The sequence below is a fragment of the Lentisalinibacter orientalis genome, from assembly GCF_040706535.1.
GTDB classification, from domain to species: domain Bacteria; phylum Pseudomonadota; class Gammaproteobacteria; order Steroidobacterales; family Woeseiaceae; genus Lentisalinibacter; species Lentisalinibacter orientalis.
In genome coordinates, this window is the sequence record NZ_JAPDRJ010000006.1 from 236,848 (window position 1) to 262,171 (window position 25,324).

The following is a 25,324-nucleotide window of genomic DNA, read 5'->3' on the forward strand; positions in this document are numbered from 1 at the left end:
CACAATAGCGAATAGAAAATGGACGGTATGAGAAAGATAGTGTGGCAACGGTGACGGTAGCCGGTGCATTCGTAGCAGCAATCATGGCATTTAAGCGTGACAAGCTGCCAAGCCATAGCCTCCCACCTGCCGGCTATGCTGCGTTAGTGACCGTTGGCTCAGCGGCGTTCTACTATAATGCTGTTTGCTTATTCCTGTTGCGAAAAGACGTCCTAGAGCGAGATGCGAACGGCTTTGTAACAGCCTTAGACGATCCCGTGATTATGTTTTTAGTGCTATTCACGGCTTTTGTTGCGATGACTCTGTACTTCGGGCAGGACCAGAGATCAAAGGAAATGCTCGCCAAATTCGATTCACTTCCGAATGCAAAGAAGCGCAATTTGACGTTGGCCGCTCTAGCGTATTTTTTTGGATCGGTAGTGTGGCTAGTTTTTGAACTCGTCGTCTAGCGGACAGGCACTTACGTTAGGCCAGTCTAGGTCCTGGAGACCGCTTCTGGCCGTTAAGCGACCCTAGTCGCGCTCTGAGGTAAGATTCCCACGATCAACTCCGAGCGGACGCCAGGCGCTCCTAGTATCAAGCCTGCTCTACCCCTCCCGCCGCGATCATTGATCGGGAAATGCGTGTAGACGATTGTGCGATGGCACACAAGAAATCGAAATCCTATCAACTGGCGCGCCGAGCGATATCGGTATTGATTGGTGCAATCCCTGCCACTGTCGTGGCCTCTTTTGCATTAAGTTTGGCCTGGGGCTATGCCATGGCTGGGACGAGTAACGTCTTCACGGCCCGTGGATTAATCCTCGCAGTGGGTGCGATATGGGGAACGGCCGCACTGTGGATCAGCGTTATTCGACCGATGTCGGTTAACAAGGCAGTCGTATGGGGGCTCATAGCGGGCATCATAAGCATGGTCGTTGGGTGGTCACTCTTGGACGGCCAGCCACCCCTCTACCCAACCGCGCGACTTGGGAGCTGGTTTCTACTTGCTGTCTGGGCCTTCTGGGGGTCCGATTATCGTAGCCGCCTGGCACTTGATCGCTACCGATGCTCTGCGGTGAAGGCAGCAATTCGATATACACAAATTGGCTGGAAAGCGACTCTGCCAAGGTCGCTTCCCGCCCAGCTTTGGGGACTCAGACCTCGGTCCGCTCAGATATCTCTAACGCGTCTTCAAGCTCAATCCCGAGGTACCGAACGGTACTCTCCAGTTTGGTGTGACCGAGCAGCAGCTGCACCGCTCGGAGGTTCTTCGTCTGCCGATATATCAGCGTCGCTTTCGTTCGGCGGAGGGAATGAGTTCCGTACGTCGATGGATCCAACCCGATCTCGGCGGTCCACGAATGCAGAAGTCTGCCGTATTGGCGCGTTGAAAGATGCGCTCTTCGCTGCGCCCGACTCGGAAAGAGGAATTCGGAGCTGGTAAGCGTCGCTGCGTCGATCCACTCTCTTATCGATTGTCGGGTTTGCTCGGTGATCTCGAACTGCACCGGGCGTTGTGTCTTGCGCTGCATGATCATCGCGCGCTTGGCCACGTGGTTACCGTGTGCGACGTCTATGACCCTGAGGCTGACCAGATCGCAAGCCCGGAGTTTACTGTCGATGGCCAAATTGAAGAGCGCCAGATCGCGCTTGCGGTCGGCGATCTGCAAACGAATGCGGATGGCCCAGATTTCACGAATCTTGAGGGGTGGCTTTTGACCGACGAGCTTGCCCTTGTTCCAAGGGTCTCGCCTTTGCGGGCGGTGTTCCAAGAGGTGCATGACTGACTCCAACTACTTATGGGTGGAGTCCTATTGTGCGCTTCTGGGAAAGGTCGCTTTGCGGCCAAGAGCGGAAATCGTCTTTGGATGTAGAGGCCACATGCTTAGAACATGAGAAAGCGCCAATAACGGGCTCGCGGCTCTCCGGAGATTCTACGAAACCATCTCGCTGCGACGCCTCGGCTGCTCATCCCTCGATGCCTGACTATAATCCCCGAACGGACCGTCCCGCTTCTCGACGGCGCCCGCTACGCTTTCTCGGGCAGCGGTGTGCACAAACTCACGACCCTCTGGGGTATTTCGCATGATTCCATCCAGGATGGGTCCCAATGTCTGCGTGCCCTGCAAACCCATGTTGTCATAGGCTTGGTTCACGACGAGCTTCATGGCGACCAATTGGGTCAGCGGGATGCGGGTGAGCTTCTCCGCGAGCGCCTGGACCTGCTCGTCCAGTTCCTCCAGCGGATAGGCAAAATTGATGAGTTCTATTCTCGCCGCTTCCCGACCGCTAACCCACTCACCGGTGAGCGCGTAGTACTTCGCCTTGGCAAGCCCAAGACGGTAGACCCACATCCCGGTCAGGTGACAGCCCCACACTCGGGAGTACGGGGTACCAATGCGCGCATCTTCGGAGGCCACGACCAGGTCAGCGCATAACGCAAGTTCAGAACCACCGCCAACGGCGTAGCCGTGGATCTTGCTAATAGTGGGCTTCGAGCCACGCCACAAGCCCATGAACTTCGGCACATAGCTCATGTAGCAGTCAGTTACCATCTGCACGTCCAGGCCCGGGTCATAATCTTGCTCGCGGATCTGGTCGTAGTGCTCGAGCCCGCCCGAGAAGTCGAAGCCGCCGCAAAAGTTATCGCCGGCGCCCTCCAGAATGATCACCTTGATTTCCGGGTCTGAATTGGCTTTGGCCAGATACCGATCCAGCGCCTCGATAACCTCCAGACGCAGCGTATTGGCCTTCGCGGGCCTGTTCAGCGTGATCGTGGCGATACCGCTCGCCGCGGCGTACTTAACGACTTGTTCAGACACGATGATTTCTCCATTGCAGTTACGTGATAGGCTATGAGCCTACCGACTGGTAAGTATGCTAACTTACCGATCGGTAGGCCGTCAAGCACAACGACAGGGGTATCATCCAGCCTCCCGAATACGGGAGGCTGGATCATGTAGAAAGGGATCAGAGAATGCAGGAAGACACGCGAGAGCAGCTGTTGGAGAGCGCCATGAAGTTGTTCGCTGCCCGTGGCTTCTATGGCGCGAGCTTGGCCAATATCGCAGACGAACTAGGTCTAACGAAGCAAGCGTTGTTACATCATTTCGGACGGAAGGAGAAACTCTATGCAGAGATTCTCTCCGGGATATCGGACCGCATGCTGGGATTGGTCGAAGCCGCACGGGTCGAGCACACAGAACCGTCAGACCAATTACTTGCGGCACTGCTCTCCGTCTATGAATACTCCGTGGCCACCCCTCACGAGACTCGAATAATCATCCGTGAGCTTCTGGATAGCGAACGAAGGGCCGAGGAAGTTAGCAGCTGGTACCTGAGGCCGTTTCTGGATTCGCTGGTTGACATGACCCGTTCGATTCCCGGCCGGCAGTCGCTCAACCGTACGGACGCATTGACCCAAATCTACCCGATCCTCGGCGCAATGAGCTATCTCATCGTATCTGATGTCGTTCTCCCGCAGATGTACGGGAAAGCGAATTACAGCCGGATGCAGCGACGCTATCCGGACGAGATCCGCAAGCAGGTCCGAGAATTAGCGGAGCAACCGGACTGATCGCGCCGATTTCCGCTTCGGGTCGATAGGGGGAATCGTACCTCAGTATGGAGCTAGGGTCGCTTTGCGGCTAAAAGGAGACGTCCCCCGCCATCAACAAACGAAACCTAGGCGCTATCAGCGCCAAACGAAACCAGATGTGCCGTATCGCGATCGACTTTCCGTCATCCTGACGCATTACGTGAGCCAGTATTTCTCAGGCCGCCGAACAAGCCCGACACTCGTGGGGACATAATTGTCGAATTCCGAGATCCACGGCAAATACAATGTCAATAAGCTATCAATCAAAATAATTCGGGCGGTCAGACACGCCCGAGCTTTCGCCGTCACACCATGTCGCGTTAGAGGAGATGCGCGAACCTCAATCTGTTGCATTTTGTCCCACGGAATGCTGATCCGCCGGTACCACGGTCTTAACACGGCTCGAAGGATGAGTGATCTATTTGTCGCGTAGGCCTCGACACCAGTAATCCGGATTCCGTCAACAACGGCGCGCGTACCGGCCCATTGATCCTCATCATAGGTTTCACCGCGATACTCAAGGCCACGCCGCAATCTCTGCCAGGTACCGTACTTGCTTGTCACCTTCTCAATCTAGCTGGGAATCAACGTCCGTTCGAAGTAACGAAATAGAACGCTGCAATATGGTGGGTCCTTTGCCAAGTGCCGAAGGCTTATGCGTGGCGGAGGAATCTTCAGCCCTTCGTCGCGTAACCATTGAGGAGACCGACCGCCCCTGGCGTCAAGCGCTTGCCCGCAATTAACACGCCACAAACCACCAACGAAATTGTCTCTTGCATGATGTTGTCGAAGGGTCGCTATCGGTCGGAAGCGGTCATATTACCGCAATCGGTTGTCCGCTTGAGGCCGTGGACCCAGGATACAAGGCATGCGTTTAGGGAGAACATCTTCCGAATAGAGCAGGGCAGTCCCAGTGGGCTTGTCGTAGCTATCGAAACCCCAATTAATTGGCCCAACCGGAAAACAAAAGTGCGACATTGCCGGTGCGACTCGGTGCGACATTGGCCATTTTCGGTCCGTAACAGGTAATAACGAGTATTGGGCGGGAGCCCGCTGATTACGCATCCCCATGACATTCCTGCCAAAATAGCCACATGAATAAATGCCCACATCGCCGAGAAATACAGGTTGCGCCGATGATGGATTGGACGAAAGGAATCGGATTTACGCTTTACGATCAGCGGCTTACGGATTCAGTGTATCGCCAAGTCGCACCGATGTCGCACCCTGTTTTCTGGGGAATTTACACAGATTTGTGACTTGCACAGGTCATGGCGATGCAAGAATACGATAAAAAAACTCGGCGCATTCGGCTTTCGTCTTTTCCTGGTTTTGCTCGGCTGGATGTGAGGCAGAAGGATCAGATTCCGTTAGCGAGGGCGGCTGGCTGGGCGCCATCAGCGGCTTCGCGCCCGTGATGTTGATGAGCCGCCTTAGGCTGTGGGCCAGCACGTGCAGGCTTATCTCGGTGCTGACTCGCGGTAGTGTCCTCGTATGGAAGTGCGTCGAGCCCATCCAGGACTTGATTGTGCCGAAGGAGTGCCAGGCGAATTCGCGCTCGCCCGCATCCCCTCCGGCCCGCAATCGAGCCGCTGCTCGAGCGTCACGCGCAGCGAGCACTACACCCGATGCAGATAACCGTAGACATAGAGCTTCAGCTTCGTCGTCAGTCGCTGATCGAGCATGCAGTCGGTCTAGGCATTCACCGCGGCATCGATGGCATCGACGATGCGGTCCGCGTCCGTCTTTCGCAGAACGAGCGGCGGTGCGAGGACAAGCACGTTGCAACGGCCGGGGACGGTATTACCATTGCGTCCAACGATAACTCCCTGGCTCATGCAATGACTTACGACGTGGCCTACCGCGGAGTCCTCCAGCGGTTCTCGCGTTTCCCGGTTCGAAACCAGTTCGACGCCGATCAGCAGGCCCTTGCCGCGGATCTCGCCGACGATGCGATGGCCGCCAATTCGCTCCTCCAGCAAGTTCTTGAGATATTCGCCCTGTTCCCGGGAGTTATCTACGAGCCCCTCTGACTCCACGAGTTCGATATTTCGCAGTGCCACCGCAGCCGCCACGGGGTGACTCCCGAACGTATTCACCTGACGGAAATGGCGTAGATCGGTAGGTTCGCCGAGGAATGCATCGAAAATCTCGCTTTTTGCGATCGTAGCTGCAATCGGCATGTAGCCGCTGGCCAGACCCTTTGCGCACGTGACGATATCAGCCTGTGTACACCAGTGGTTCTGCCCGAAGAGCTTGCCGGTTCGACCGAATCCCGAAACCACCTCGTCGAATATCAGAAGAATTCCGTAACGGTCACAGATTTCCCGGATGCGGGGGACGTAGTTGTCGGGGGGTACCAGGACGCCACCGCCTGAGATAATGGGTTCCATAATGAATGCGGCGACCGTTTCGGCCCCCTCGTGCACAATGGTCTCCTCAAGGAGTCGCGCGCATTCTTCGCCATGCTGCTCGTTACTCAATTCCGCGCTTGCGCGATAGGGGTAAGGAGGCATGACATGAATGAAACCTGCAGGTGCGGGATCGTATCCGACTTTGCGTTCGGCCTGGCCGGTAGCTGCCATGGCGCCCATCGTATTGCCATGATAGGCGCGGTAGCGCGAGATGATCTTGTATCTCGGTTGACGTCCGCTGCCGGATTGCAGGTGATACTGACGGGCGATCTTGAACGCCGTTTCATTTGCCTCGGAGCCGCTCGCGGAAAAATAGACGTGTGCCGGATAACCGAGAAGACCCTGCAGCTTTTCGGCAAGGAGCACCGCGGGGTCGTGGGTAAACATAGGGGAAAGATAGGCGAGCTCAGCCATCTGCTGTCGTGCGGCGTCCGCCAACTCGGTGCGTCCGTAGCCGGCGTTGACACACCAGAGTCCTGCAATTGCATCCAGGTAGCGGTTGCCGCTCTCGTCTTCGAGATAGCAGCCGCTGCCGCGCACGAATTTCTTCGGTGCCTGGTGGAGAAGGGCCGTATGCTGTGTCATAGGCCGCCAGAGGTTGTCTGGCATACCGGTACTAGTGCTCGTACTGAGATTCATACCTAAGGTTCCCATGTTGTATGACGCGCCGCCCGTCAGATATCCGGAGGGCTTGGAATCGACTCAAGAAACTTGCATAATAGTATCATTGGAATTAGGCGGCGTCACGTCGCCGGCAGCACTTTTCCAGCAGCGTTGGTGAGGATAGCGAATGTCGGATGTTGATACCGATCCTTTGCACGCCGCCATAGATCCGGTCACGCTCGAAGTCCTCCGAGGGCAACTCGATAGCGTCGCGGCGGAGATGCAGCTCACTATATTAAAGAGTTCGCATTCCAGTATCGTCACGGAATCCCTGGATGCGACCTCGGCGCTTTTCGACACGGCGGGCCGGACGGTCGCACAGGCCGTCGCGATCCCCATCCATCTCGGCGTGCTGGCAGAACTCGGCAAGCGCTTCGCGCAGGCGTTTCCGCAGGGCGTGGCGAGGCGGGGCGATGTCTACGCCGTCAACGATCCCTATGCGGGTGGGACGCATCTGCCCGACATCGGCGTGGCCGCCCCCGTCTTCCACGGCGAGAGGCTGGCGGGCTACGTGGTTACCATGACCCATCACCAGGATGTTGGCGGTTCGGTGCCCGGCAGCACCGCGATCAAGGTCTACGATCATTTCGCCGAGGGCTTACGGATTCCGATGATTCGGCTTGTCGATGGTGGCGTTCGGGACGAGGACATGCTGCGCCTGATGATGGCGAACAGCCGCACGCCGGACAACATGCGTGGCGACCTGAATGCGCAGATTGCGGCTTGCAGTACAGGAGTTCGTCGCTACGGGGAGATATTTGAGCGCTGGGGGGTGAGTACCGTGGAGCGGGGCAGCGCCGCCCTGCTTGAATACGCCGAGCGTCTGACGCGTCTGGAGATCGAGAAGATCCCCGACGGGGTGTACGAGTTCACGGACTACCTGGACGACGACGGATCATCGCCGGAAGCGGCGCCGATCCCGTTCCACTGCCGCATGACCGTGGACGGCTCTGACGTCCATTTCGATTTCACAGGCACCGGCGAGCAGGTGCGCACCGCGATCAACAATGTCCCGTATTCGGCGATCTCGGCCATCTACTACGTGGTGCGGACTCTTACAGCGGATTCCGCTCCGAACAACGATGGCTGCTACCGGCCGGTCAGCTTTCACATGCCGGAGGGCTCGATCATCAATCCCCGTTTTCCGGCACCGATCAATGCCCGCGCGGTCTCCCTGAGAAGGGTGGTCGACGTCGTGCTGGGGACGATGGCGCAGGCGATCCCGGAGCGGATGACGGCGGCTAACTGCGGCCAGAGTTCGCTGATCCACCTGGGTACCGTCTTGGAGAACGGCCGGCGTGTCGTCGGCACGATCGCCGGACCGTGGATGGGTGGCATGGGCGCACGGGCTGGCAAGGACGGTATCGACGTGACCGATCACGACGCCTCCAATGTCTTTCATCTGCCGATCGAGGTGGGGGAGGCCGAGCTGCCGGTTCGGATCAACCGGGTCGAGCTATGGACCGACTCCGGCGGCGCGGGTCGCTGGCGTGGCGGGCTCGGCTATTTTGAGGAATTCGAATGGCTGCATGGCGAAGCGGCCGTGACGGTGCGGCGGGATCGTCACAAGTTTGCGCCGTGGGGGTTGTCCGGCGGAGCGAACGGGCCGCTCTGCCGCACCAATATTGCCCGCGCGGGGTGCGAACCTGAACCATTAGCCTCGAAGACGGCACTGGAGCTGCGACCGGGGGACCGCGTGCAGCTTTGGACCACGGGCAGCGGCGGGCATGGTCCGCCGGTCGAGAGAGATCCTTGGCGGGTGCTTGAGGACGTACTCGACGAACGCGTATCGCTAGAGGCAGCTGAACGATTCTATGGCGTAGTCATCAGGGATGGGCGTGTGGACGAGTCGGCCACACGAAGGTGTCGCGCCGCCATGGCCGGCCGGGATTCAGGGGAGTGGAGAGCTGTCTAAGGCTTCACAGGGGACAGCAAAATCGGCGGCGGTCGGTGGCGCCTACTCATGGTATGTGGTCGCGGTCCTCATGTTCGCCTATACGGTGGCGTTCATCGACCGTCAGATCCTCAGTCTGCTAGTCGAACCCATAAAGCGGGATCTCGGTGTCGGCGACGCCCAGATTGGCTGGCTGGCCGGATTCGCCTTCGCGATCTTCTATTCGGTGCTCGGCGTGCCCATCGCGCGGCTGGCCGATCGCCGGAGCCGGCGGGTGATCATCTCGGTTGGTGTCGTCCTCTGGAGTATCATGACCGCGGCCTGCGGGCTGACCAAGACGTACTGGCAGCTGTTCATAATGCGTATGGGCGTGGGCGTCGGCGAGGCAACACTCTCGCCTGCCGCCTATTCGCTTATCGCCGACTATTTCCCGCCGAACAAGCTAGCCAAGGCAGTTGGTGTTTATGTTATGGGGCTCTACGTCGGCGCGGGCATCGCCTTACTGGCGGGCAGCGCCGTCGTCAGTCTCGTGAGCGACGCCGGCTCCGTGACTCTGCCCATGATCGGCGACGTCTACCCCTGGCAGCTAACCTTTTTCATTGTCGCACTGCCGGGCCTGGTGGTGCTGGCGCTCATGATGACGGTAAAGGAACCGCCACGTCGCGAGTTCCTCGCCGATGGCTCCAGTCAGGCAGCGAGCGCTGGGCAAGTCTCGCTGCAGGAGATCGTCGATTTCTACCGCGCAGAGAAGCGGATCATGATCGCTCATACGGCCGGGTTTCTGGCCCTGGGAACCGTGGTCAGCGCCTTCCTGATCTGGGTGCCCGAGTTCCTACGGCGGACCTACGAATTCAGCATCGGCGAGGCCGGTGCCATCTACGGCATCTTGTTGCTGCTGTTCGGGAGCAGTGGTCCGTATGCCGGCGGCTTGTTTGCGGAATGGCTGGCCCGACGGGGCTATCGCGATGCCGAGATGCGCGCCGCCGTCATCGCCGGTCTCGTCATGATTCCGCTGACAATCATCACTCCGTTGGCGCCGGATCGAGTCTCGGCGATCGTGCTGCTGGCGATGCTGACCTTTATCCTCTCCTTTCCCCAAGGTCTGCCTCCCACCATCCTGCAGCTCGTCACCCCTAACCGGATGCGCGCTCAGGTCACGGCGATCTTCATGCTCCTTGCTGTGCTCGCGGGCTTCAGTCTGGGGCCGGCATTTGTAGCGATGATCACCGATTATGTTTTTGTCGATGAATCCGCTATCCCCTGGTCGCTAGCCATCGTCGGCGGTACCCTGACTCCGATCGGCGTGCTCTGCCTCATGTACGGCCTCAAACCGTTCCGCGACAGGGTCAGACCAGAGGGTACGGAGGCGGGCAGCGGTCAGGTCCCGACCGGATAGTGCATCGTTCCCGGCTGGTAGAGCATCTTCCATCCGTCGCCGGTCAACGTGTAGATCTTACAGGCCCGTCCGACGGTATGAAGTTCCGGGTTGCCATCGTGCCACGGCGAGTCGGTGTCGCCACGACGCCGATGCAGTGTGTCGATATCCACGACAGCGAAGGCGCCGTCCCCTTCTTCGGACATGACGATCTTCCTCGTCGTACGATGGTTATGGATCAGCTCGTGGGTATCGAAGAACAACTGCAGCATTCGGGCCCAGCGGTCATGCTCGAAACGTCCCATCCGCATAATCCACTCCATGGGATCGTAAGCTCGGGAGTGAGGCGGCCACGCCCAGACCATGTCGGGGTGATAGACTGACAGCATGAGGTCGACGTCTTCGGTTTCGAACGCCCGGGATTCTCTGTCGATCATCTCCTGAATCGGATCCACCATCACTTCCCATGCCGGGGTTGTACGACAGCGCCCGTGTCGGTGCACCTGCGCGCCCGAAGAGCATCCGTTGCAGCGACGTCGACTGATTCCTCCGTGATGACGACGCCGTACTCTGCGGCGGCGGCCGCAGTAGACACCCGACCGTCGAGCACGTCTTCGTGTACACGTGAGACTTCGCGTTCGTGGGGATCCCCGTAGCCGCCGCTTCCGGTCGTCCAGTAGCGCAGGCGTTCACCTGCCGAAAACAGTAACTCGATCTTTCCAGGTAGGGGAGCCGTGGTAGCATCCTGCCGCTCGACCTCGGCGCGGCTCGGTGGCGCTCCGCCGCCTCCCTCGATGCCCCAGGGCCCGAAGCGTGTGCGCTCACGACGCAGGGTGACCATCGTTTCGCCACGGAGCCACTCCACTTCGGCCTGGTAGCCGAGCCCGCCGCGCCAGCGACCCGCGCCGCCGGAGTCGGGCCAGAGTTCGAGACGCCGGAATCTCATCGGCAGCCTGGCCTCGGCGATCTCCACCGGGATCGCAGATCCGTTCGCCGCGCCGTGCGAGCTTACATCGATGCCATCTTTCGTCGGCCGAGCGCCGTGGCCGCCGGAGAACGGGCCCCCGAGGTGGCCGATGAGCTGGCCGTTGCCATCTGGATCAGGACCGGCGACGCCGATCAGAGTGTACTGTCCGCTATGAGCCGCGGTCATACGGCGTGGCAGCGCCCTGGCCATCGCCCCGAGGATGACATCTTCGATGCGCTGCAATGACACGCCACGTGAAGCGACCGGCGCCGGGTAGGTACTGTTGACGACGCTACCCTCGGGTAGTCTGACGGTGATGGGTCGATAGCAGCCATCGTTATTCGGCACTCGGTCCCCAGTCAGCAGTCGCACCGCGTAATAGACGATTGCGCGAGTGGATGCCGGGACATTGTTGATAGCGCTGCGAACCTGAGCGGCCGTTCCCGCGAAGTCGAAGGTGATGTTGCTTCCCGACACGGTGACCGTTAAGGCGATGGGGACGGGTTCCGAGTCCTGAGACAGACCGTCGTCGTCGAGGTAGTCCGTGAAGCGATATTCACCATCCGCTATCGCTTCGATCTCCTGCCGGGTGATCCGCTCGGCGTAGGCCATCAACGTCTCCGCCGCCGCGTCAATCGTGACCCTGGGCCAACGTTCGAACAGTTCTCCGTAGCGGGTCGTACCTGTCTTGCAGGCCGCGATCTGAGCACCGAGATCGCCGCGCAGACTGGCCGGCGTGCGGCTGTTGGCCTCGATCGTCGCCATGATCGTCGGATTTATCCGCCCGCCCCTGGCGAGCCGGATCATCGGCAGTCGGATCCCCTCCGCGTGAATGTCTTTGGCGTATACGCTCACGCTGGCCGGAGCGCAGCCGCCGATATCGCGATGGTGGGACATCGTGGCGACATAGCCGGAGAGCGACTGGCCGTCAAAGACTGGCATCGCCACCGCGATATCCGGCATGTGCGTGCCGCCGGCATAGGGGTCGTTGGTCAGGTAGATGTCGCCGGGGAGGGCTTCGCCTTCGGGATATGCGGAGGCGAAGCGTAGGCCCAGTTCGGCGAGCACGCCGAGATGCACCGGCACCGCGCTGGCCTGGGCAACCGTCCGCCCGCGACTGTCGAAAAGGGCAGCGGTCGCGTCGCCACCATCGGTGATGATCGCTGAATGCGAAGTCTTGATTAGCGTCGCCTGCATTTCCTCGGCGACGGTGTCCAGCCAGCCACCGATTACCTCGACGGTGATCGGGTCGAGAACTTCTTCTGCTTGATCCATGACGTCACTCCTCGCCATCCCGCCACGCCAGGGAGCGATCCAGGCTGGCGCGGTAAGGCTTAAGTCCAAGTGCCAAGCTGAGCGTCGAGAGCGACATCATTACCAGTGCCACTAGGCTGAGTGAGTAGCGCAGGTCGCCATCGTCACGGAAAACGTAGTCGGTCAGCAATGCCACGACGGTCGCTCCCATGGCGATAGAGCAGAAGGATGCCACCAGGAAGAACAAAGCCATAATCTGCGCTCGCATCTGGTTTGGTGTCACCAGTTGCAGTGCCACCGGCGAGAGTGCTTGCTGCATCGACATGACGAAAGCCATGAGGCCGAGCATGGGTATCGCGAGGTCGGCCGAGGGCATCAATGGCGTGACCGCCATGACCGGCATGGAGATTCCGAGGAAAACCGAGGCAGCCCGCAGTGCGGCGTCGCGGACGCCGCGATTCGTGAGCCAGTCGCAAATCCAGCCCCCACAGTAGGCACCCAGGGACCCGAGCACGGCCAGTTCGATACCGAAAACGATACCGGCATCGCTGATGTCCCAGCCGTAGGTTCGGCGGATGAACTCTGGCACCCAAAAGAGGAACCCATAAAATGCCATGCCGCCGGCCGAATAGCCGAGAAACACGGAAGCGAATGTCCCGCGGTTCTTTACCATGAATGCCGCGATATCTCGTATCGGGACGGCTGCTGCGTCGGTCGGCAGCAGATCGCGCCGTGTCGGCTCGCGTACCGTCAGAAGCATGATGGCGGTCAGCGCAAGGCCGGGCAGTCCGACCAGGACGAAGGTCATCTGCCAGGGGGCTAGGACACCCACCACGGGTAGTTGGATGGGATCGGCGTTGGTTATGAGTCGCACGACCGCTCCCCCAGCGACCATCGCAAGTCCCGCACCGAGATAGATCCCCATGGAATAGACGGCGATCGCGCGGCCCTGCTTTTTCGGAGGAAAGTAATCGGCGATTATGGAGTAGGCCGCGGGTGTCAGGGTGGCCTCACCGACACCGACACCGACCCGTGCCAGGAAGAGTTGCCCGAAACTTCGGGCCAGACCGCAGGCGGCGGTCGCAAGACTCCAAAGAAAGATGCCAGCAGAGATGATGTGCTTGCGGCTGTAGCGGTCGGAGAGTCGTGCGATTGGCACACCCATGGTCACGTAGAAGATCGCGAAGGCGAGACCCATCAGGAGACTGATACCGGTGTCGCTGATCTCGAGATCAGCACGGATCGGCTCCACCAGAAGAGTAATTACCTGCCGATCGACGAAAGCCACCATGTAGGCGACCATCAATACCCCGACGACGTACCATTCGTACCAGTAACTCTTCTCCGGCGGCGAATTCATCGAAGGGCGATGCCTCTGCCGATTTCCTGATAGACGTTGCTCATCTTGAGAGTGAACAGCCTGCGCATTCGTTGCTGCCATGGCGTGGGGGTGTAGCCGGCGAATACAGGATTACGAAAGGCTTTTGGGTCATCGATCTCCCATATCGCCAAATGCGAGAATAACTCGCCGCCCCTTGCCAGCATCGGCGGAAACTCCTCGCTGAGGTGCGCATAACGGCGAACCGAGTTGAAACCGGGCTGTTCGAGTATGGGTGGAACATGCTCGGTCACGTACCACTCGTTAAACTCTTCAGCGTGTGATGCGGGGACGTCATGGGCAGACATGAAAACGTACTCCGTCTTAGGGAGCACGAATTCTTTCTGCGGTGGGATCTCGTCGATGAGTTCCAGTACGCCACGGGCGAACTTGCCCAGCCCCATGGTGACGTGCTCGAAGCTGTCCGGGGGCAGGGCGGCCCAGCGTTTCGTGACGGCGTCATACTCGGCGCTGGACAGTGCAGCGCTATCAGGCCATTCCATGATAGCCAGATATTTCGCTAGGCCCTCCTGACGCGTATCAACTGGCGGTTCACCCGGCACGAGTTCGAAGCGACGGAACCCGAGGAGTCCGCATTCGAAGCGTCCCGGCGAGTGGACATTCGTGTACCAGTCGTTCCACTCGTCCTCTCGCTCTGACGGCGGGTCGAGTGCCACTACTGTTATGGTCGTGCTTCTGGTCATGGTGAAACGGATCTCTGACTCTGTAATACCGAAACGTCGCTTCTACAGCACCGAACGGAAGCTGCCGCCGTCGATCAGCAGATTCTGCCCGTTGATGTAACCTGCCCACGGACTTACCAGAAATGCGCAAAGCGCACCGAATTCCTCGGGTTTGCCGAGGCGGCCAAGCGGATTGGCCCGAAGTATATGGTTGGACACTGACGTCACGTCCATGTTCTTTTCTATCGCCTGACGCTCTATGTAGCGCCTCAGCGGGCCGGTGTCGAAAAGGCCCGGCAGGAGATTGTTGATTGTCACGTCGGCATTGCGCGGGTAGCGTGCGACGCCGGCCACGAAGCCGGTCAGACCGGCCCGCGCCGCATTAGATAGATCGAGGTCGGCCATTGGTGATTTCACCGACTGGCTCGTGATGTTCACGATGCGACCGTAGCCCCGGTCAACCATTCCGTCCAGGGTCAGACGGATCATCTCCACGGCACTGAGCATGCTGCTCTCAATTGCCTGCAGCCAGTCTTCTCGTGTCCAGCCGCGCCAGTCACCAATACGCGGTCCGGCTCCGTGGTTGATCAGTATGTCCGGCTTCGTCCACTGCCCGAGAAGTGCTTGCCGCCCCTCGGAGTCGCATATGTCGCACACCACGGTTGCTATCTCCGCACCGCTGCTGCCGTAACGCTCTGCCGCAGCGGATAATACGTTCGCATCCGTCCCCGGCAGTATGAGGTGGACTCCTTCACGGGCGAGAGCCGCAGCGCAGGCGTCCCCGAGGTCGGTCTCGACGCCACAAACTATCGCCGTCCTGCCGCTGATATTCAGTTCCATTCCGGTAACTCAGGCGTGCAGACTGTCGCCGGAGCGTGCTGCGCGTAGTCGCTGCATGTCGGGACCCTTCTCATCCCACCCATAGGGGTCGGTCAGCCCCATGAGCGTCGCGAAACGGGACGGGTTCCTTTCAAGTAATTCGACGGGCACCTCGTTGGAATAGCGCTCCTGGGTGGTCAGATACTCCCTGCAGAAATAGAACAAGAGAGAGATGCGGAGCCCGGGAACCGTACGCGGAAAAGGCGCATGCCACGTGTTGCCGTGCCAGACGATGAGAGATCCGGCTGGTGCGTCGACCGGTACAACGGACTCCAGCGACTCGTCTGGCACAGGCTGCCGGCACAAAAGGTGACTGCCAGGGAGGTAGCCGACGCAGCCGTTCTCGAGATCGTAGTCGCTCAGTGCCCACGTTGCATTGGCGACTTGGGCATACATCGGAAAAGGCGCGGGAATACCGCGGTTGTCGCTGTGCAGATTTAGCGGCTGCGGACGTCCCTGCACTTTGGTCGGGCCCTTGATTATGGCCGAGTTGTTTGAAAGTTTGGCGCTGTACCCGAGAAGGTAAGTTATGAGCGCTAGGCAGACGCGGTTCATTAATGCTTCCTCGAACACCGGATCCTCGAGTAGCAGCCGCCAGAGCCAAATCTCCCCGCGCTGGCCGGCAGTCGCCTCGACATCGGCATGGGTCTTGCCGCCGACGACGTCAGGTTCGATGCCGGTGCGCTCGCGAGCGATCCGGAGTACCGTCTCCCGCAGGTGATCTGTGAAGCCCGGCGGCGCTACCTTATCTGGTGGGACGACCGTGAGACCGTAGGCGTCGAGCTCCGCGACATGTGATTCGATGCCGAGTTCCCGAATCTCCGCGAAGACAACGTCGAGTTCGCTATTAGCGGCGCCGGTAGCGGGCATAGCAGCTCCTTCAGATGGACGCCGGGCCGGGCGAAAAGTCAGCCCCGGCGGAGAGGGCCCCGCCGGGGCCGGGGGCTCCGGACCTCCCGGCCCGGATCAGGGGAGTCAGTTGCCCCAGTTGAATCGTGCGCTTACACCCAGCGTGCGAGGCATACCGTTTACATAGACGCCCCAACCGGAACCGATCGGATCAGTCAGTGTATCTACGACATACACTTCATCGGAGAGGTTCTTACCCCAAACCGCAAGGCTCCAGCGGTCATTCGGAGCGATCCAGGTAATCCGCGCGTTCCATAGGCCTTGGGAGTCGACCTCGAGATTGTTGACGATCTCCTTATAATGCGCATCCTGCCAGACGTAGTCCGTGAAGAAGCGCAAAGTCGAGCCGTTACGCATCGGTATCTCGTATCGCACCGCGCCGTTGAGGTTTAATTCGGGGGAGTTCGGTAACTCGCGGGGTGAGTCGCCGAAGACACCATCGAAGTTGGTACCCGGATCGTTGTTCTGCGTATCCAACCATCCGGCACCGAATTGAATCTCGAGCTGGTCGGTCGGATACCAATTCAGTTCGGCTTCCAAGCCGGTCACGTCCGCCGCCTCGAGGTTGGTCAGGAAATTGAGCGGCGACTGAACGACTTCGTCGAACTGAGGAGTGGCAGCCTGGAGTCCCTCGTAGTCATAGAAGAATGCAGCACTGTTGAATTGGACGCGGCCGCCGGCCCACGTACTCTTCATACCGAGCTCATAGGCAAGCACTGTCTCCGGGTCGAAGGGGATTGCGAGGCGTGGGTTGGTCAGGAGGCCTGCGTTGAATCCGCCGCCCTTGAATCCCCGTGCGACGCTCCCATAGAAGAGCAGGTCGTCATTCGGCGTGTAATCGAGCGCAACCCGACCCGTTACCTCGGTGCTATCAAGCTTGCCGTCGACGCCCAGGTCGGGATCCGGGACGACCGTCAGTGTCAATCGGTTGTCCACATCGAAGTCCGGCGGGAAGAGGAAGGCGACCTCTTCCTCGAAGTCCAGCCTCTCGTTAATGACTCGAGCTCCAAAAGTCAGAGCCCAGCGGTCATTGAATTGCCACTCGCCCTGGGCGTAAGCGGCCGCGGAAGTCCGTTCCTGCGTATACGTCAGCCAGGCACGCACGCCGAGGAAGTCGTCGGCATAGATGATGCGCGGCGGATCTTCCGTGACCTCATCCTCCGCGTAGACGACGCCGGCGATCCAGTTGAACTTTCCGTCGTTAAGGGACGCTAGTCGAAACTCTTGAGAAAATGCCTGGATATCGCTCGCGAACAGCAGGTCCACGAATAACAGGGGGTTTCCGTCCGATTCCTTTGGCTGAAAACGGTCGTATTGCTGAAAATTCGTCAGCGATGTTAACTCGTACCGGTCGAAAGTCTTGACCACGGTTACCGTGGCGCCAAGGCTATCGTTCTCGAGGTTGCTGTCCGCGTTGATCGGTGTCGTCGGATCGTTCGTGTAGTCCCCTGCATAAGGGTCCCCGTCCGTGTCGCTGTAACCGAGGACGTCGACACAATTGGCAGGATCCGGCCGGCGCCCTTGTTCAAAAGCCTGGCAGTATTGCGAGGCACCAGGTACGCCTGCGAGGAAGTCCGGATTCCAGAAGCCGATGTGCTGGAAGTAGACCGGCTGCGAGCGGTCACGACTGGCGAAAAGCTTAAAGTTGATGCTCAGATCGTCAGATGGTTCGAACAATAGCTGTGCTCGTCCGGCGAAGATATCCACTTCACCGATGTCCTGTTGGCTAGTCCTGTCCCAGACGTAACCATCGTCCTGCTGGATCGTCATGAAACTGAGTCGGCCCGATACGGTGTCGCCGATGGGTCCGCCTAGGGCCCCCTCCAGTTCGAGGCGGCCGAAACGACCGGCGTCAGCGCGCACGAAACCACTGGCGTCCCGACTGGGTTTCCGGGATATGTAGCTGACCGCCCCACCATTGGTGTTGCGTCCGAACAACGCGCCCTGTGGACCTTTAAGTACCTCTACCCGTTCCATGTCGAAGAGTTGGCTACCCATCGTGGCAATCGAGGTCTGGAATATCTCGTCGACGAACAAACCGACGCTGGGCGTATCGCTGGCCTGGAAGCTGTTCATGCCCACACCGCGGATCGTGTATATCGGCATGGAGTTGCCCCACGCGTACTTGATATCCAAATTTGGTGACTGGTTGGCGACTTGCGTGACGTCGCTCCAGCCCAGATCACGGAGATCGTCCCCCGTGAATGCGTTGATAGCGATATTCACGTCCTGGACGCTTTGGGCCCGTTTGGTCGCCGTGACAACGATCTCTTCCACGGGCTGCTGGGCGGCTAATACGCTCGGCAGAGTAATGAGCACGACGGCAGCGCTCAGGAATATCGGCATTTCGAGCCGTATTTTCATGATCGGTCTCCCCCTGATGAAAGTCGAATCCCAAACACCGCATTTTTTTTTGGTACGGTAATGCTATTTATAATAGTTCTATTACGCAAGTGCAAGTGCTCCGTAGCCGAAAAATTCAGCGTTGGAGGTTGGACGTAGCGGTTTTGCGACTTGGCCGCTCAGTACCGTGTTTGACTTGGAACAGATAGCGCTAATTGCTTATGATTGACGCCATTCGGCAGTATTCTAAAGGTCGTGAGGGGCGGCGATCATGCGCAGGGCAGGAGTGCCCATTAAGCCTTGCGGCACCGGTATGGAATTGAGTTTGATTAGAATAAAATATACCATTCAATAGATTCCGGGGAGCAAGTAAAGAAGCTGACTCGGGAAGGTCGAACGAAGCCCGTCGACTTGCGAACTACCGAGAGACATAAGACGTAATGCAGTGCGTTGCCTTCGCGACACTGAGGGGTAATCACCTTGATAACGATAGGAATAGACGTCGGCGGTACGTTTACCGACATCTTTCTCAGAGACAGTCAGAGCGGTTCCTGGATAGTCCACAAGGTGCCCTCGACACCGCCCTATTTTTCGCGTGGCTTTATGCGCGGATTCGACGAAATACTGGAGAAGGCAGAAGTATCGGCCTCGGAAGTAGGACGCATCATTCACGGAACCACCGTCGCCACGAACTGTATCCTGACGCAGTCGGGTGCACGTCTGGGCTTCCTTCTGACTGAGGGCTTCCGGGACATCCTCTACATCGGTATCGGCTGGCGCCCGCGTATGTACGACCTCCAAATGGACCCGGTAGAGCCGCTATTCCTAGCGCCTCGACGTCGATCGCTCGGTGTTCGTGAACGGGTCGGCGTCGACGGAGAAGTGGTCTCGCAGCTCGACGAGGATCATGTACGCGAGGTGGCGCGGCAATTGGTGGAAGATCACGGCACAGAGGTGTTCTGTGTCTGTTATCTCCATGCCTATGCGAATCCAGAGCATGAACGGCGGACACGCGAGATACTTAACGAACTTTATCCCCAAGTACCCGTGACCCTCTCAAGCGACGTGTTGCCCCGCCGGCGTGAGTACCGTCGCCTGGTGGTCAGCGGTTTCGATGCCTACGTTAAACCCGCGGTGACTAGTTATCTGGGGGAGTTGGCACGGGAACTCGAGAGTAGTGGCGCAGATGCTCCGTTACACATCATGCAGTCCCACGGTGGTGTCGGCGGCATCGAGAACGTGATCGAACGCCCGGTGGGAACCGTGCTATCGGGTCTTGCGGCAGGCGTCATCGGGGCAGCGAGCGTCGGGGCTTCGGCCGGTTGTCCGGACTGTATTAGCCTGGATATGGGCGGGACGAGTACGGATGTGGCGCTTATCCGCGGTGGTCACGCGCTGGTCACGAATGAGGGCAGCTTCGAGGATTATCCGCTCAACATTCCGATGGTCGACGTGCGGACGATTGGAGCGGGCGGCAGCAGCATCGCATACGTCGACGAAGGTGGTGCTCTGAAGGTTGGGCCAGAGAGTGCCGGCGCTATGCCGGGGCCAGCCTGTTACGGGCGGGGCGGTACGGAGCCGACTGTCACGGATGCGAGCCTGGTCCTGGGGTACCTGAATCCGTCTACCTTCGCAGGTGGGCTGGACATCGATGTCGAGAACAGCCGTCGGGCAATCGAGTCGAGAGTGGCCGAGCCTCTCGGCATGAGCGTGGTAGAGGCGGCACTCGGTATCCATGCCATTGTCAACTCTAATATGGCGCAGACACTGCGACTCGTGTCGATAAAGCGTGGGCACGATCCGCGGGACTTCGTGCTGATTCCGTTCGGCGGTGCGGGCCCGCTACAGGGAGGGCGGCTCGCGGAACAGGCAAGTATTCGCAAAATCCTAATACCGCCGACGCCAGGCGTTCTTTCCGCTATGGGTTTAATGCTCGCCCCCCTGCAGCACGAAGCACTGATAAGTTTCGAAGTGCCGACGGCGGAGGCGGACGTCAGCCGTATCCATCAGTTGTTCGAGCCTCTCGACGCGGATTGCCGGCGGAAGATGCTCCGCGACGGCGTTGGCGAGGATGAGGTTACAACGACCTACTTCGCTGAGATGCGCTATGTCGGGCAATCCCATCAGCTGGAGATCGAGATCGGTCAGGCGCTGCCGGATGGACTAATTCCGCGCCTCGAACGAGCCTTCCATGCGGCCCACGAGCGAGCTTACAGCCACTCGGATCCCGAAGCGCCAACGGAGTTTGTGGCGCTGCGGACCGTACATCGCAGATCGCCGGCCGAACGCGATCTGCTCGCAGGCGGCTACCGGGGTGGTGCTCCCGAACCGCAAATAGGCTCTCGCGATATCTGCCTGACGGCGAACGAGGGCTTTCGTTCGGTTCCCGTCTACGCCCGACAGGCGTTGCCAAACGGTTTCGAGATTCGCGGTCCCGCCATTGTCGAACAGGCGGACACGACGACCCTCATTTACGAAGATCATGTCGCTCTAGTCGACGATTTCGGAAATTTGATTGTCGAAGTCCCTAACGGCCAAGGCTAACCACCAAGGCTGCGGTAGCGTCGTACGTATGGCAGCGCTCTTCGAGCCACTGAAGCTGCGGGGCGTCACGCTCCGGAACCGCATCGGCATGTCACCGATGGTACAGGTCAGTGCCAGCGATGGCTTCGCGACCGACTGGCACTTGGTCCACCTGGGTTCACGGGCGGTTGGCGGGGCCGCCCTCGTTATGACCGAGGCCACGGCGGTGGAGGCTGAAGGGCGCATCTCGATCAACGATCTCGGAATCTGGCAGGACGCGCATATCCCTGCGTTACGGCGGATCACCGAATTCATTCGCGCTGAGGGTGCAGTGCCGGGTATACAACTCGCTCACGGTGGTCGCAAGTCCGGTTATGCGCCGAATTTCGATAGTCAAGGAATGATCCCTCTTCGACCGTTGACGCCGGAGGAGGGTGCCTGGCCGGTGATCGGTGCGAGTCCCATACCTTTTGCCGCGAACTCACCCATTCCTCGCGAGATGACGGTCGATGATATCTGCCGGGTCCGGCGTTCCTACGTGCAGGCCGCACGACGCGCCGATATCGCCGGCTTCGACTGGCTCGAAGTGCACGCGGCTCACGGCTATCTGCCGCATTGCTTCTATTCGCCATTATCCAACCAGCGCGCGGACGACTATGGCGGCAGCTTTGAAAACCGGGTGCGCTTCGTTCGCGAAATCGTACGGGATCTGCGTGCCGCGTGGCCCGACTCGAAGGTGCTCGCCGTGCGCCTCTCCTATACGGACTGGGTCGAGGGAGGTTGGGCTCTGGCGGACACCGTGCGCCTTGCGCGTCTGTTGCGCCGCGACGGTGCGGATCTCATCGACGTTAGCTCGGGCGGCTCAACGCCGCTGACCGTTGCGCTCATGCGTGAGCTTACTGAGGAAGGCAGGGCAGCAATGGACGAAGCTGCAGCCTCGGGAAAGCCGGTAGCCGACATTCCTGTCGGACCCGGCTATCAGGTGCCGGGGGCGTCCGCCGTGCGGCGGGGCGCGTCAATCCCTGTCGCGGCCGTCGGTCTGATTACCGATCCGGCTCAAGCGGACCAGATCATCAGTCAGGAACAGGCCGACATCGTAATGCTCGGGCGGGCACTTCTGCGCGATCCGTATTGGCCGCAGCATGCGGCGGTAACGCTTGGGCGGAGCGAGAGTATGCGTGTGCCTGTGCAGTATCATCTCGCTTGGAAAGACCGTGGCGATTTCACGTATCTGCCGGTGTCGGCACCGACACTGGCCTGACAGCATCTCAGTCGATGGCCGAAACTTTGAATTCTTGCTGTCCCAAGCGTATGTCATCTTCCCATTCGCAATGGAAAAGATGATTCAAGGTGATCCATTTTTCAACCGTCCGCGACGCGGGCACGAGCGCAATGTTGGTCTGGCGCTGATAGTCACAGGTCGGCGGGGTCCGGGCGGGAAGTTTGTTGACGCTTCGAAAGCCGCTCATTATCGTTCAGTTTGTTAGTGAAAGTTATTTGAGGCATCGGGCGCGATTCCGGTTCCTTGATGTAGCACGGACAGTAAAGGCGCAGCCGAGGGAATCCCAGATGTTACGACGCAATTTGATCGAAAAATTCTATGATGCTTGGAGCGGAGGCGACATCGAAAGAGCGCTCGAGTGCTGCACTGACGAGGTGATCGCTGTGAACGTCCCGATCGGGCCCGTCGAAGGCAAGGATGCCGTGCGCAGTTTCCTCAAGAAATTCGGTTCTGGGATGTCCGAGGTGCATTACGAAATCCATAATTTTCTCGAGCGGGAAGATCTGGCCATGCTCGAGGGTCAGGAGAATTACGTCAGGGATGGCAAGCGTATTGCGTTACCGTTCATGGCCGTCTTCTTTTTCGACGGGGACCTTATCCGTGAGTGGCGGGACTATTTCGATTACGCGACGCTTAAGAGACAGATTTCCTGAAACCCTGCTCCGCAGGTAATCAAAATGAAAGAGCGATCCGGCAATTCCAGTGACACCTCGGTGCCGCGCATCAACCGGGGGTTAAAAGGCGTCTATTTCGACCGGTCGCCTACGACATTTATAGACGGGCGGGCGGGGGAATTGCTGTACGCCGGCTATTCGATCCATGACCTCGCGAGTCAGTCGACGTTCGAGGAGGTGTGTTACTTACTGCTGAACGGAGAACTGCCCACCCGCGCGGAACTTGCTGAACTGGACCACGGCCTGAAGGAAGCTCGCGTCCTAGCTCCGGAGGTAGTGGACACAATCCGCGCGGTGGCCCGACAGCATCCGATGCAGGTGCTGCGCACGTGTGTCTCGCTGCTCGAGGCGTTCGACGAGGATGCTGGCGACGATTCTGAGGCGGCGTGTCTGCGGAAAGGTTTGCGCCTTACATCGCAGGTGCCGATGATCGTCGCCGCGCAGCAACGCATCCGCGAGGACGAGGAGCCGATCGACCCGGACCCGGCGCTAGGGCACGCTGCAAATTTCCTATACATGCTCAGCGGCAGCCGACCGAGCGAGGCAACCGCTGCGCTCATGGACAGGGATTTGATCCTGCATGCCGAGCATGGTGCGAATGCGTCGGCCTTTGCGGCCAGGGTTGTGACGGGGACGCGTGCGAGTCTACATGCGGCTATGACGGCGGCTGTGGCCGCCCTGTCCGGTTCTGCACATGGTGGCGCTGCGGAAGACGTGATGCAGATGGCCCAGGAGATCGGTTCTCCCGAGAATGCCGCGGCGTACGTGCGGGAAAAGCGGGCGAGGCGCGAGGCGATCATGGGGTTTGGGCACCGGGTATATCGCAGCGAGGATCCCCGAGCCCGACATTTGCGTAAGGGAGTGGAGCAGCTGTCTCAAGAAATGGGGCAACCGCAGTGGTTCGAGATACTGCAGGCGGTCGTGGAAGCCATGAAACCCTATTCACGGCTCGGCGTGAATGTGAATGTGGATTTCTATGCCGGCGTGATATATCACTTGCTCGGTATCCCGAAAGACGTTTTCGTGCCCGTATTCGCGATCGGCCGGGTGCCCGGATGGACGGCGCAAATCCTGGAGCAAGTGCGGAGCAATATCCTCATTCGACCATTGACGCTTTACAACGGTCCGGGCCGGCGTTCTTATTCGCGGATCGACGAGCGCGGCTGACGGGCACCGGCGAGCGTCGCTACGCATTCAGGGACCCGGCGAGCAGGACGGTAGCGGTCGCGACGATCTCGTCCACACTTGCGCCGCGGGACAGATCGCCGACCGGTCTGCGGAAGCCTTGGAGGATCGGGCCTACGGCCCCTGCATTGCTCAGGTGGCGGGCCAGTTTGTAGGCAATGTTGCCCGAGTTCAGATCCGGGAAAACAAGTACGTTGGCTCGTCCCGCGACCATACTCCCGTGGCGCCTCTTGAGCGCTGCCACGACCGGTTCGAGAGCCGTATCTATTTGCATCTCGCCATCGATGGAGAACTCCGGCGCCCGGCAATGGGCGATGTCAACGGCCTCGCGCACTCGGTCTACCTCAGGATGCCTCGCGCTGCCGTGCGTTGAGAACGACAGCAATGCGACGCGGGGCTCGACCTGTAGCAGCCGAGCGCATGTATCGGCCGATGCAATAGCGATATCCGCAAGTTCCTGCGATGTTGGCCGGACATTGAATGCGCAGTCCGCAAACACCATCGGCCCGGCGGGGAGCAGCATCAGAAAACAACTGGATGGCGTGGCGATCCCTGCGGCCGGCCCTACGGTCATCAGAGCAGCCTCGACGACACGGGCTGTGGGATGCTTCGCCCCGGCTAGAAGAGCGTCGGCCTCGCCGGCGCGTACCATCATGCCCGCGAAAAAAAGTGGCCGGCTAACCAGACGTCGTGCGACGGCTTCGCGAGTGCGTCCCCGTGTCTGTCTGTACAGCGTTGCGAACTCCACTGCACGGCGATCCACCGAGGGATCGACGAGGTCGATCCCGTCAAGCACCAGGCCGGCCGATTGAGAAGCGGCTCTGACGCTGCTTTCCGCGCCAACAAGACTGACTGTCGCGAGGCCCCGCTCCGTGAGCCGGCGAGCGGCCGACAGGATGCGGGGCTCCTCCGCCTCGGGCAACACCAATCGGGGGCATCGGCCTGCCAGCCGGCTCTCCATCTCGGCCAGGAATGTCCCAAGTGTGCCTGTCTTTTCATTCATGGGCCGGACTCCTCGTATAGCCGTCATATCCTTACGAAAGCCCTAACGCGGGACGCCCGCCCCTAGCTATTGACGCGGCGATCTAGGATAGTTATCTTTTTAGTTTCGTAATGCAAGTAACAGGGTGCTTTATTCGAGGCGGAAAGGCTATCAGCTATAGGGTGTCAGGCAAGTTCGGCTTGCCTCGTTAGGGCCGGAAAAGGCTGGATTGGCCGCGTGGAGGATTCGTGGGCGCCGATCAACTTGCGCTTTCTTGGGCTGCTCCCGAGGTTAGTTGTCATGCCGCGTGCCTCAGCATGGCTATCCATCATACGGTTA

At 59.5% G+C, this 25,324-nt stretch carries 20 protein-coding genes and 1 pseudogene; 8 read left to right on the plus strand and 13 right to left on the minus strand.

Translation table 11 applies throughout. The features are described from left to right. Positions 1–41 precede the first annotated feature (41 nt). Entirely contained in the window at positions 42–449 is a 408-nt protein-coding gene (locus tag ACJMK0_RS18620) for a hypothetical protein (protein ID WP_405240676.1), read from the plus strand. 687 nt (positions 450–1,136) lie between these two features. Here ACJMK0_RS18620 and ACJMK0_RS18625 read toward each other — a convergent pair. Further along, positions 1,137–1,763 (minus strand): tyrosine-type recombinase/integrase, encoded by a 627-nt coding sequence (locus tag ACJMK0_RS18625; protein WP_405240678.1) that lies wholly within the window; start codon positions 1,761–1,763, stop codon positions 1,137–1,139. Between the two features lie 153 nt (positions 1,764–1,916). After that, positions 1,917–2,804 (minus strand): crotonase/enoyl-CoA hydratase family protein, encoded by an 888-nt coding sequence (locus ACJMK0_RS18630; RefSeq protein WP_405240680.1) that lies wholly within the window; start codon positions 2,802–2,804, stop codon positions 1,917–1,919. Positions 2,805–2,959: 155 nt separating this feature from the next. Here ACJMK0_RS18630 and ACJMK0_RS18635 point away from each other — a divergent pair, with 155 nt between their 5' ends. Further along, positions 2,960–3,559: a TetR/AcrR family transcriptional regulator gene (locus ACJMK0_RS18635; RefSeq protein ID WP_405240682.1), complete on the plus strand. Its 600-nt coding sequence runs from the start codon at positions 2,960–2,962 to the stop codon at positions 3,557–3,559. A 1,416-nt stretch (positions 3,560–4,975) separates the two neighbouring features. Here ACJMK0_RS18635 and ACJMK0_RS18640 read toward each other — a convergent pair. Then, positions 4,976–5,137 (minus strand): annotated as a pseudogene (locus tag ACJMK0_RS18640) (IS5/IS1182 family transposase); the annotation flags it as partial. Between the two features lie 137 nt (positions 5,138–5,274). Next, a complete protein-coding gene (locus ACJMK0_RS18645; RefSeq protein ID WP_405240684.1) occupies positions 5,275–6,603 on the minus strand; it encodes an aminotransferase in 1,329 nt (442 codons plus the stop codon). Between the two features lie 181 nt (positions 6,604–6,784). On the opposite strand from ACJMK0_RS18645, the gene ACJMK0_RS18650 reads away from it, so the two are divergent. Next, positions 6,785–8,572 (plus strand): hydantoinase B/oxoprolinase family protein, encoded by a 1,788-nt coding sequence (locus ACJMK0_RS18650; protein ID WP_405240686.1) that lies wholly within the window; start codon positions 6,785–6,787, stop codon positions 8,570–8,572. Continuing rightward, positions 8,490–9,947, plus strand: coding sequence for a spinster family MFS transporter (locus tag ACJMK0_RS18655; protein ID WP_405240687.1), 1,458 nt, complete (start codon positions 8,490–8,492; stop codon positions 9,945–9,947). The genes ACJMK0_RS18650 and ACJMK0_RS18655 overlap by 83 nt, the downstream gene beginning before the upstream one ends. Here ACJMK0_RS18655 and ACJMK0_RS18660 read toward each other — a convergent pair. The 7 genes from ACJMK0_RS18660 to ACJMK0_RS18690 all read right to left on the minus strand — a co-directional run bounded on the left by ACJMK0_RS18660 (position 9,929) and on the right by ACJMK0_RS18690 (position 18,360). Beyond that, positions 9,929–10,363: a nuclear transport factor 2-like protein gene (locus ACJMK0_RS18660; protein WP_405240689.1), complete on the minus strand. Its 435-nt coding sequence runs from the start codon at positions 10,361–10,363 to the stop codon at positions 9,929–9,931. The two genes, ACJMK0_RS18655 and ACJMK0_RS18660, sit on opposite strands and share 19 nt — an antisense overlap. 20 nt (positions 10,364–10,383) lie before the next feature. Then, positions 10,384–12,168 carry a hydantoinase B/oxoprolinase family protein gene (locus ACJMK0_RS18665; RefSeq protein ID WP_405240691.1) on the minus strand — a complete coding sequence of 595 codons (1,785 nt, stop codon included), beginning with the start codon at positions 12,166–12,168 and terminating at the stop codon, positions 10,384–10,386. A gap of 4 nt (positions 12,169–12,172) precedes the next feature. Continuing rightward, positions 12,173–13,507 carry a spinster family MFS transporter gene (locus ACJMK0_RS18670; RefSeq protein WP_405240693.1) on the minus strand — a complete coding sequence of 445 codons (1,335 nt, stop codon included), beginning with the start codon at positions 13,505–13,507 and terminating at the stop codon, positions 12,173–12,175. After that, positions 13,504–14,229: a hypothetical protein gene (locus ACJMK0_RS18675; RefSeq protein ID WP_405240694.1), complete on the minus strand. Its 726-nt coding sequence runs from the start codon at positions 14,227–14,229 to the stop codon at positions 13,504–13,506. The genes ACJMK0_RS18670 and ACJMK0_RS18675 overlap by 4 nt, the downstream gene beginning before the upstream one ends. A 42-nt stretch (positions 14,230–14,271) precedes the next feature. Continuing rightward, complete coding sequence (locus tag ACJMK0_RS18680) at positions 14,272–15,048, minus strand: SDR family oxidoreductase (protein WP_405240696.1); 777 nt, start codon at positions 15,046–15,048, stop codon at positions 14,272–14,274. Positions 15,049–15,057: 9 nt separating this feature from the next. Then, on the minus strand, positions 15,058–15,957 hold the full coding sequence (locus ACJMK0_RS18685) for a phytanoyl-CoA dioxygenase family protein (protein ID WP_405240698.1): 900 nt from the start codon (positions 15,955–15,957) through the stop codon (positions 15,058–15,060). A gap of 105 nt (positions 15,958–16,062) precedes the next feature. Next, positions 16,063–18,360, minus strand: a complete 2,298-nt coding sequence (locus ACJMK0_RS18690) for a TonB-dependent receptor (protein WP_405240700.1) — start codon at positions 18,358–18,360, stop codon at positions 16,063–16,065. A 459-nt stretch (positions 18,361–18,819) separates the two neighbouring features. Here ACJMK0_RS18690 and ACJMK0_RS18695 point away from each other — a divergent pair, with 459 nt between their 5' ends. Together ACJMK0_RS18695 and ACJMK0_RS18700 are read left to right on the plus strand one after the other, a co-directional pair. Further along, positions 18,820–20,883, plus strand: a complete 2,064-nt coding sequence (locus ACJMK0_RS18695; RefSeq protein WP_405240702.1) for a hydantoinase/oxoprolinase family protein — start codon at positions 18,820–18,822, stop codon at positions 20,881–20,883. 28 nt (positions 20,884–20,911) lie between these two features. Next, positions 20,912–22,123 (plus strand): NADH:flavin oxidoreductase/NADH oxidase, encoded by a 1,212-nt coding sequence (locus ACJMK0_RS18700; RefSeq protein ID WP_405240704.1) that lies wholly within the window; start codon positions 20,912–20,914, stop codon positions 22,121–22,123. A 7-nt stretch (positions 22,124–22,130) separates the two neighbouring features. Here ACJMK0_RS18700 and ACJMK0_RS18705 read toward each other — a convergent pair whose 3' ends face one another. After that, entirely contained in the window at positions 22,131–22,331 is a 201-nt protein-coding gene (locus tag ACJMK0_RS18705) for a hypothetical protein (RefSeq protein WP_405240706.1), read from the minus strand. Positions 22,332–22,431: 100 nt separating this feature from the next. On the opposite strand from ACJMK0_RS18705, the gene ACJMK0_RS18710 reads away from it, so the two are divergent. Both ACJMK0_RS18710 and ACJMK0_RS18715 read left to right on the plus strand, forming a co-directional pair. Next, on the plus strand, positions 22,432–22,797 hold the full coding sequence (locus ACJMK0_RS18710) for a nuclear transport factor 2 family protein (RefSeq protein WP_405240708.1): 366 nt from the start codon (positions 22,432–22,434) through the stop codon (positions 22,795–22,797). Positions 22,798–22,821: 24 nt separating this feature from the next. After that, positions 22,822–23,985, plus strand: a complete 1,164-nt coding sequence (locus ACJMK0_RS18715) for a citrate/2-methylcitrate synthase (RefSeq protein ID WP_405240710.1) — start codon at positions 22,822–22,824, stop codon at positions 23,983–23,985. 19 nt (positions 23,986–24,004) lie between these two features. Here the strand turns inward: ACJMK0_RS18715 and ACJMK0_RS18720 are convergent, their stop codons facing one another. Then, positions 24,005–25,006 (minus strand): phosphate acyltransferase, encoded by a 1,002-nt coding sequence (locus ACJMK0_RS18720; protein WP_405240712.1) that lies wholly within the window; start codon positions 25,004–25,006, stop codon positions 24,005–24,007. Between the last annotated feature and the right edge of the window lie 318 nt (positions 25,007–25,324).

Excerpts from the sequence above, each read along its gene's own strand:
- ACJMK0_RS18645 (WP_405240684.1), bottom strand. The coding sequence starts at position 6,603 with ATGCCAGACAACCTCTGGCGGCCTATGACACAGCATACGGCCCTTCTC.
- ACJMK0_RS18675 (WP_405240694.1), bottom strand. The coding sequence starts at position 14,229 with ATGACCAGAAGCACGACCATAACAGTAGTGGCACTCGACCCGCCGTCA.
- ACJMK0_RS18705 (WP_405240706.1), bottom strand. The coding sequence starts at position 22,331 with ATGAGCGGCTTTCGAAGCGTCAACAAACTTCCCGCCCGGACCCCGCCG.
- ACJMK0_RS18685 (WP_405240698.1), bottom strand. The coding sequence starts at position 15,957 with ATGCCCGCTACCGGCGCCGCTAATAGCGAACTCGACGTTGTCTTCGCG.
- ACJMK0_RS18650 (WP_405240686.1), top strand. The coding sequence starts at position 6,785 with ATGTCGGATGTTGATACCGATCCTTTGCACGCCGCCATAGATCCGGTC.
- ACJMK0_RS18720 (WP_405240712.1), bottom strand. The coding sequence starts at position 25,006 with ATGAATGAAAAGACAGGCACACTTGGGACATTCCTGGCCGAGATGGAG.
- ACJMK0_RS18655 (WP_405240687.1), top strand. The coding sequence starts at position 8,490 with ATGGGCGTGTGGACGAGTCGGCCACACGAAGGTGTCGCGCCGCCATGG.
- ACJMK0_RS18700 (WP_405240704.1), top strand. The coding sequence starts at position 20,912 with ATGGCAGCGCTCTTCGAGCCACTGAAGCTGCGGGGCGTCACGCTCCGG.
- ACJMK0_RS18715 (WP_405240710.1), top strand. The coding sequence starts at position 22,822 with ATGAAAGAGCGATCCGGCAATTCCAGTGACACCTCGGTGCCGCGCATC.
- ACJMK0_RS18625 (WP_405240678.1), bottom strand. The coding sequence starts at position 1,763 with ATGCACCTCTTGGAACACCGCCCGCAAAGGCGAGACCCTTGGAACAAG.
- ACJMK0_RS18680 (WP_405240696.1), bottom strand. The coding sequence starts at position 15,048 with ATGGAACTGAATATCAGCGGCAGGACGGCGATAGTTTGTGGCGTCGAG.
- ACJMK0_RS18690 (WP_405240700.1), bottom strand. The coding sequence starts at position 18,360 with ATGAAAATACGGCTCGAAATGCCGATATTCCTGAGCGCTGCCGTCGTG.
- ACJMK0_RS18660 (WP_405240689.1), bottom strand. The coding sequence starts at position 10,363 with ATGATCGACAGAGAATCCCGGGCGTTCGAAACCGAAGACGTCGACCTC.
- ACJMK0_RS18670 (WP_405240693.1), bottom strand. The coding sequence starts at position 13,507 with ATGAATTCGCCGCCGGAGAAGAGTTACTGGTACGAATGGTACGTCGTC.
- ACJMK0_RS18635 (WP_405240682.1), top strand. The coding sequence starts at position 2,960 with ATGCAGGAAGACACGCGAGAGCAGCTGTTGGAGAGCGCCATGAAGTTG.
- ACJMK0_RS18665 (WP_405240691.1), bottom strand. The coding sequence starts at position 12,168 with ATGGATCAAGCAGAAGAAGTTCTCGACCCGATCACCGTCGAGGTAATC.
- ACJMK0_RS18710 (WP_405240708.1), top strand. The coding sequence starts at position 22,432 with ATGTTACGACGCAATTTGATCGAAAAATTCTATGATGCTTGGAGCGGA.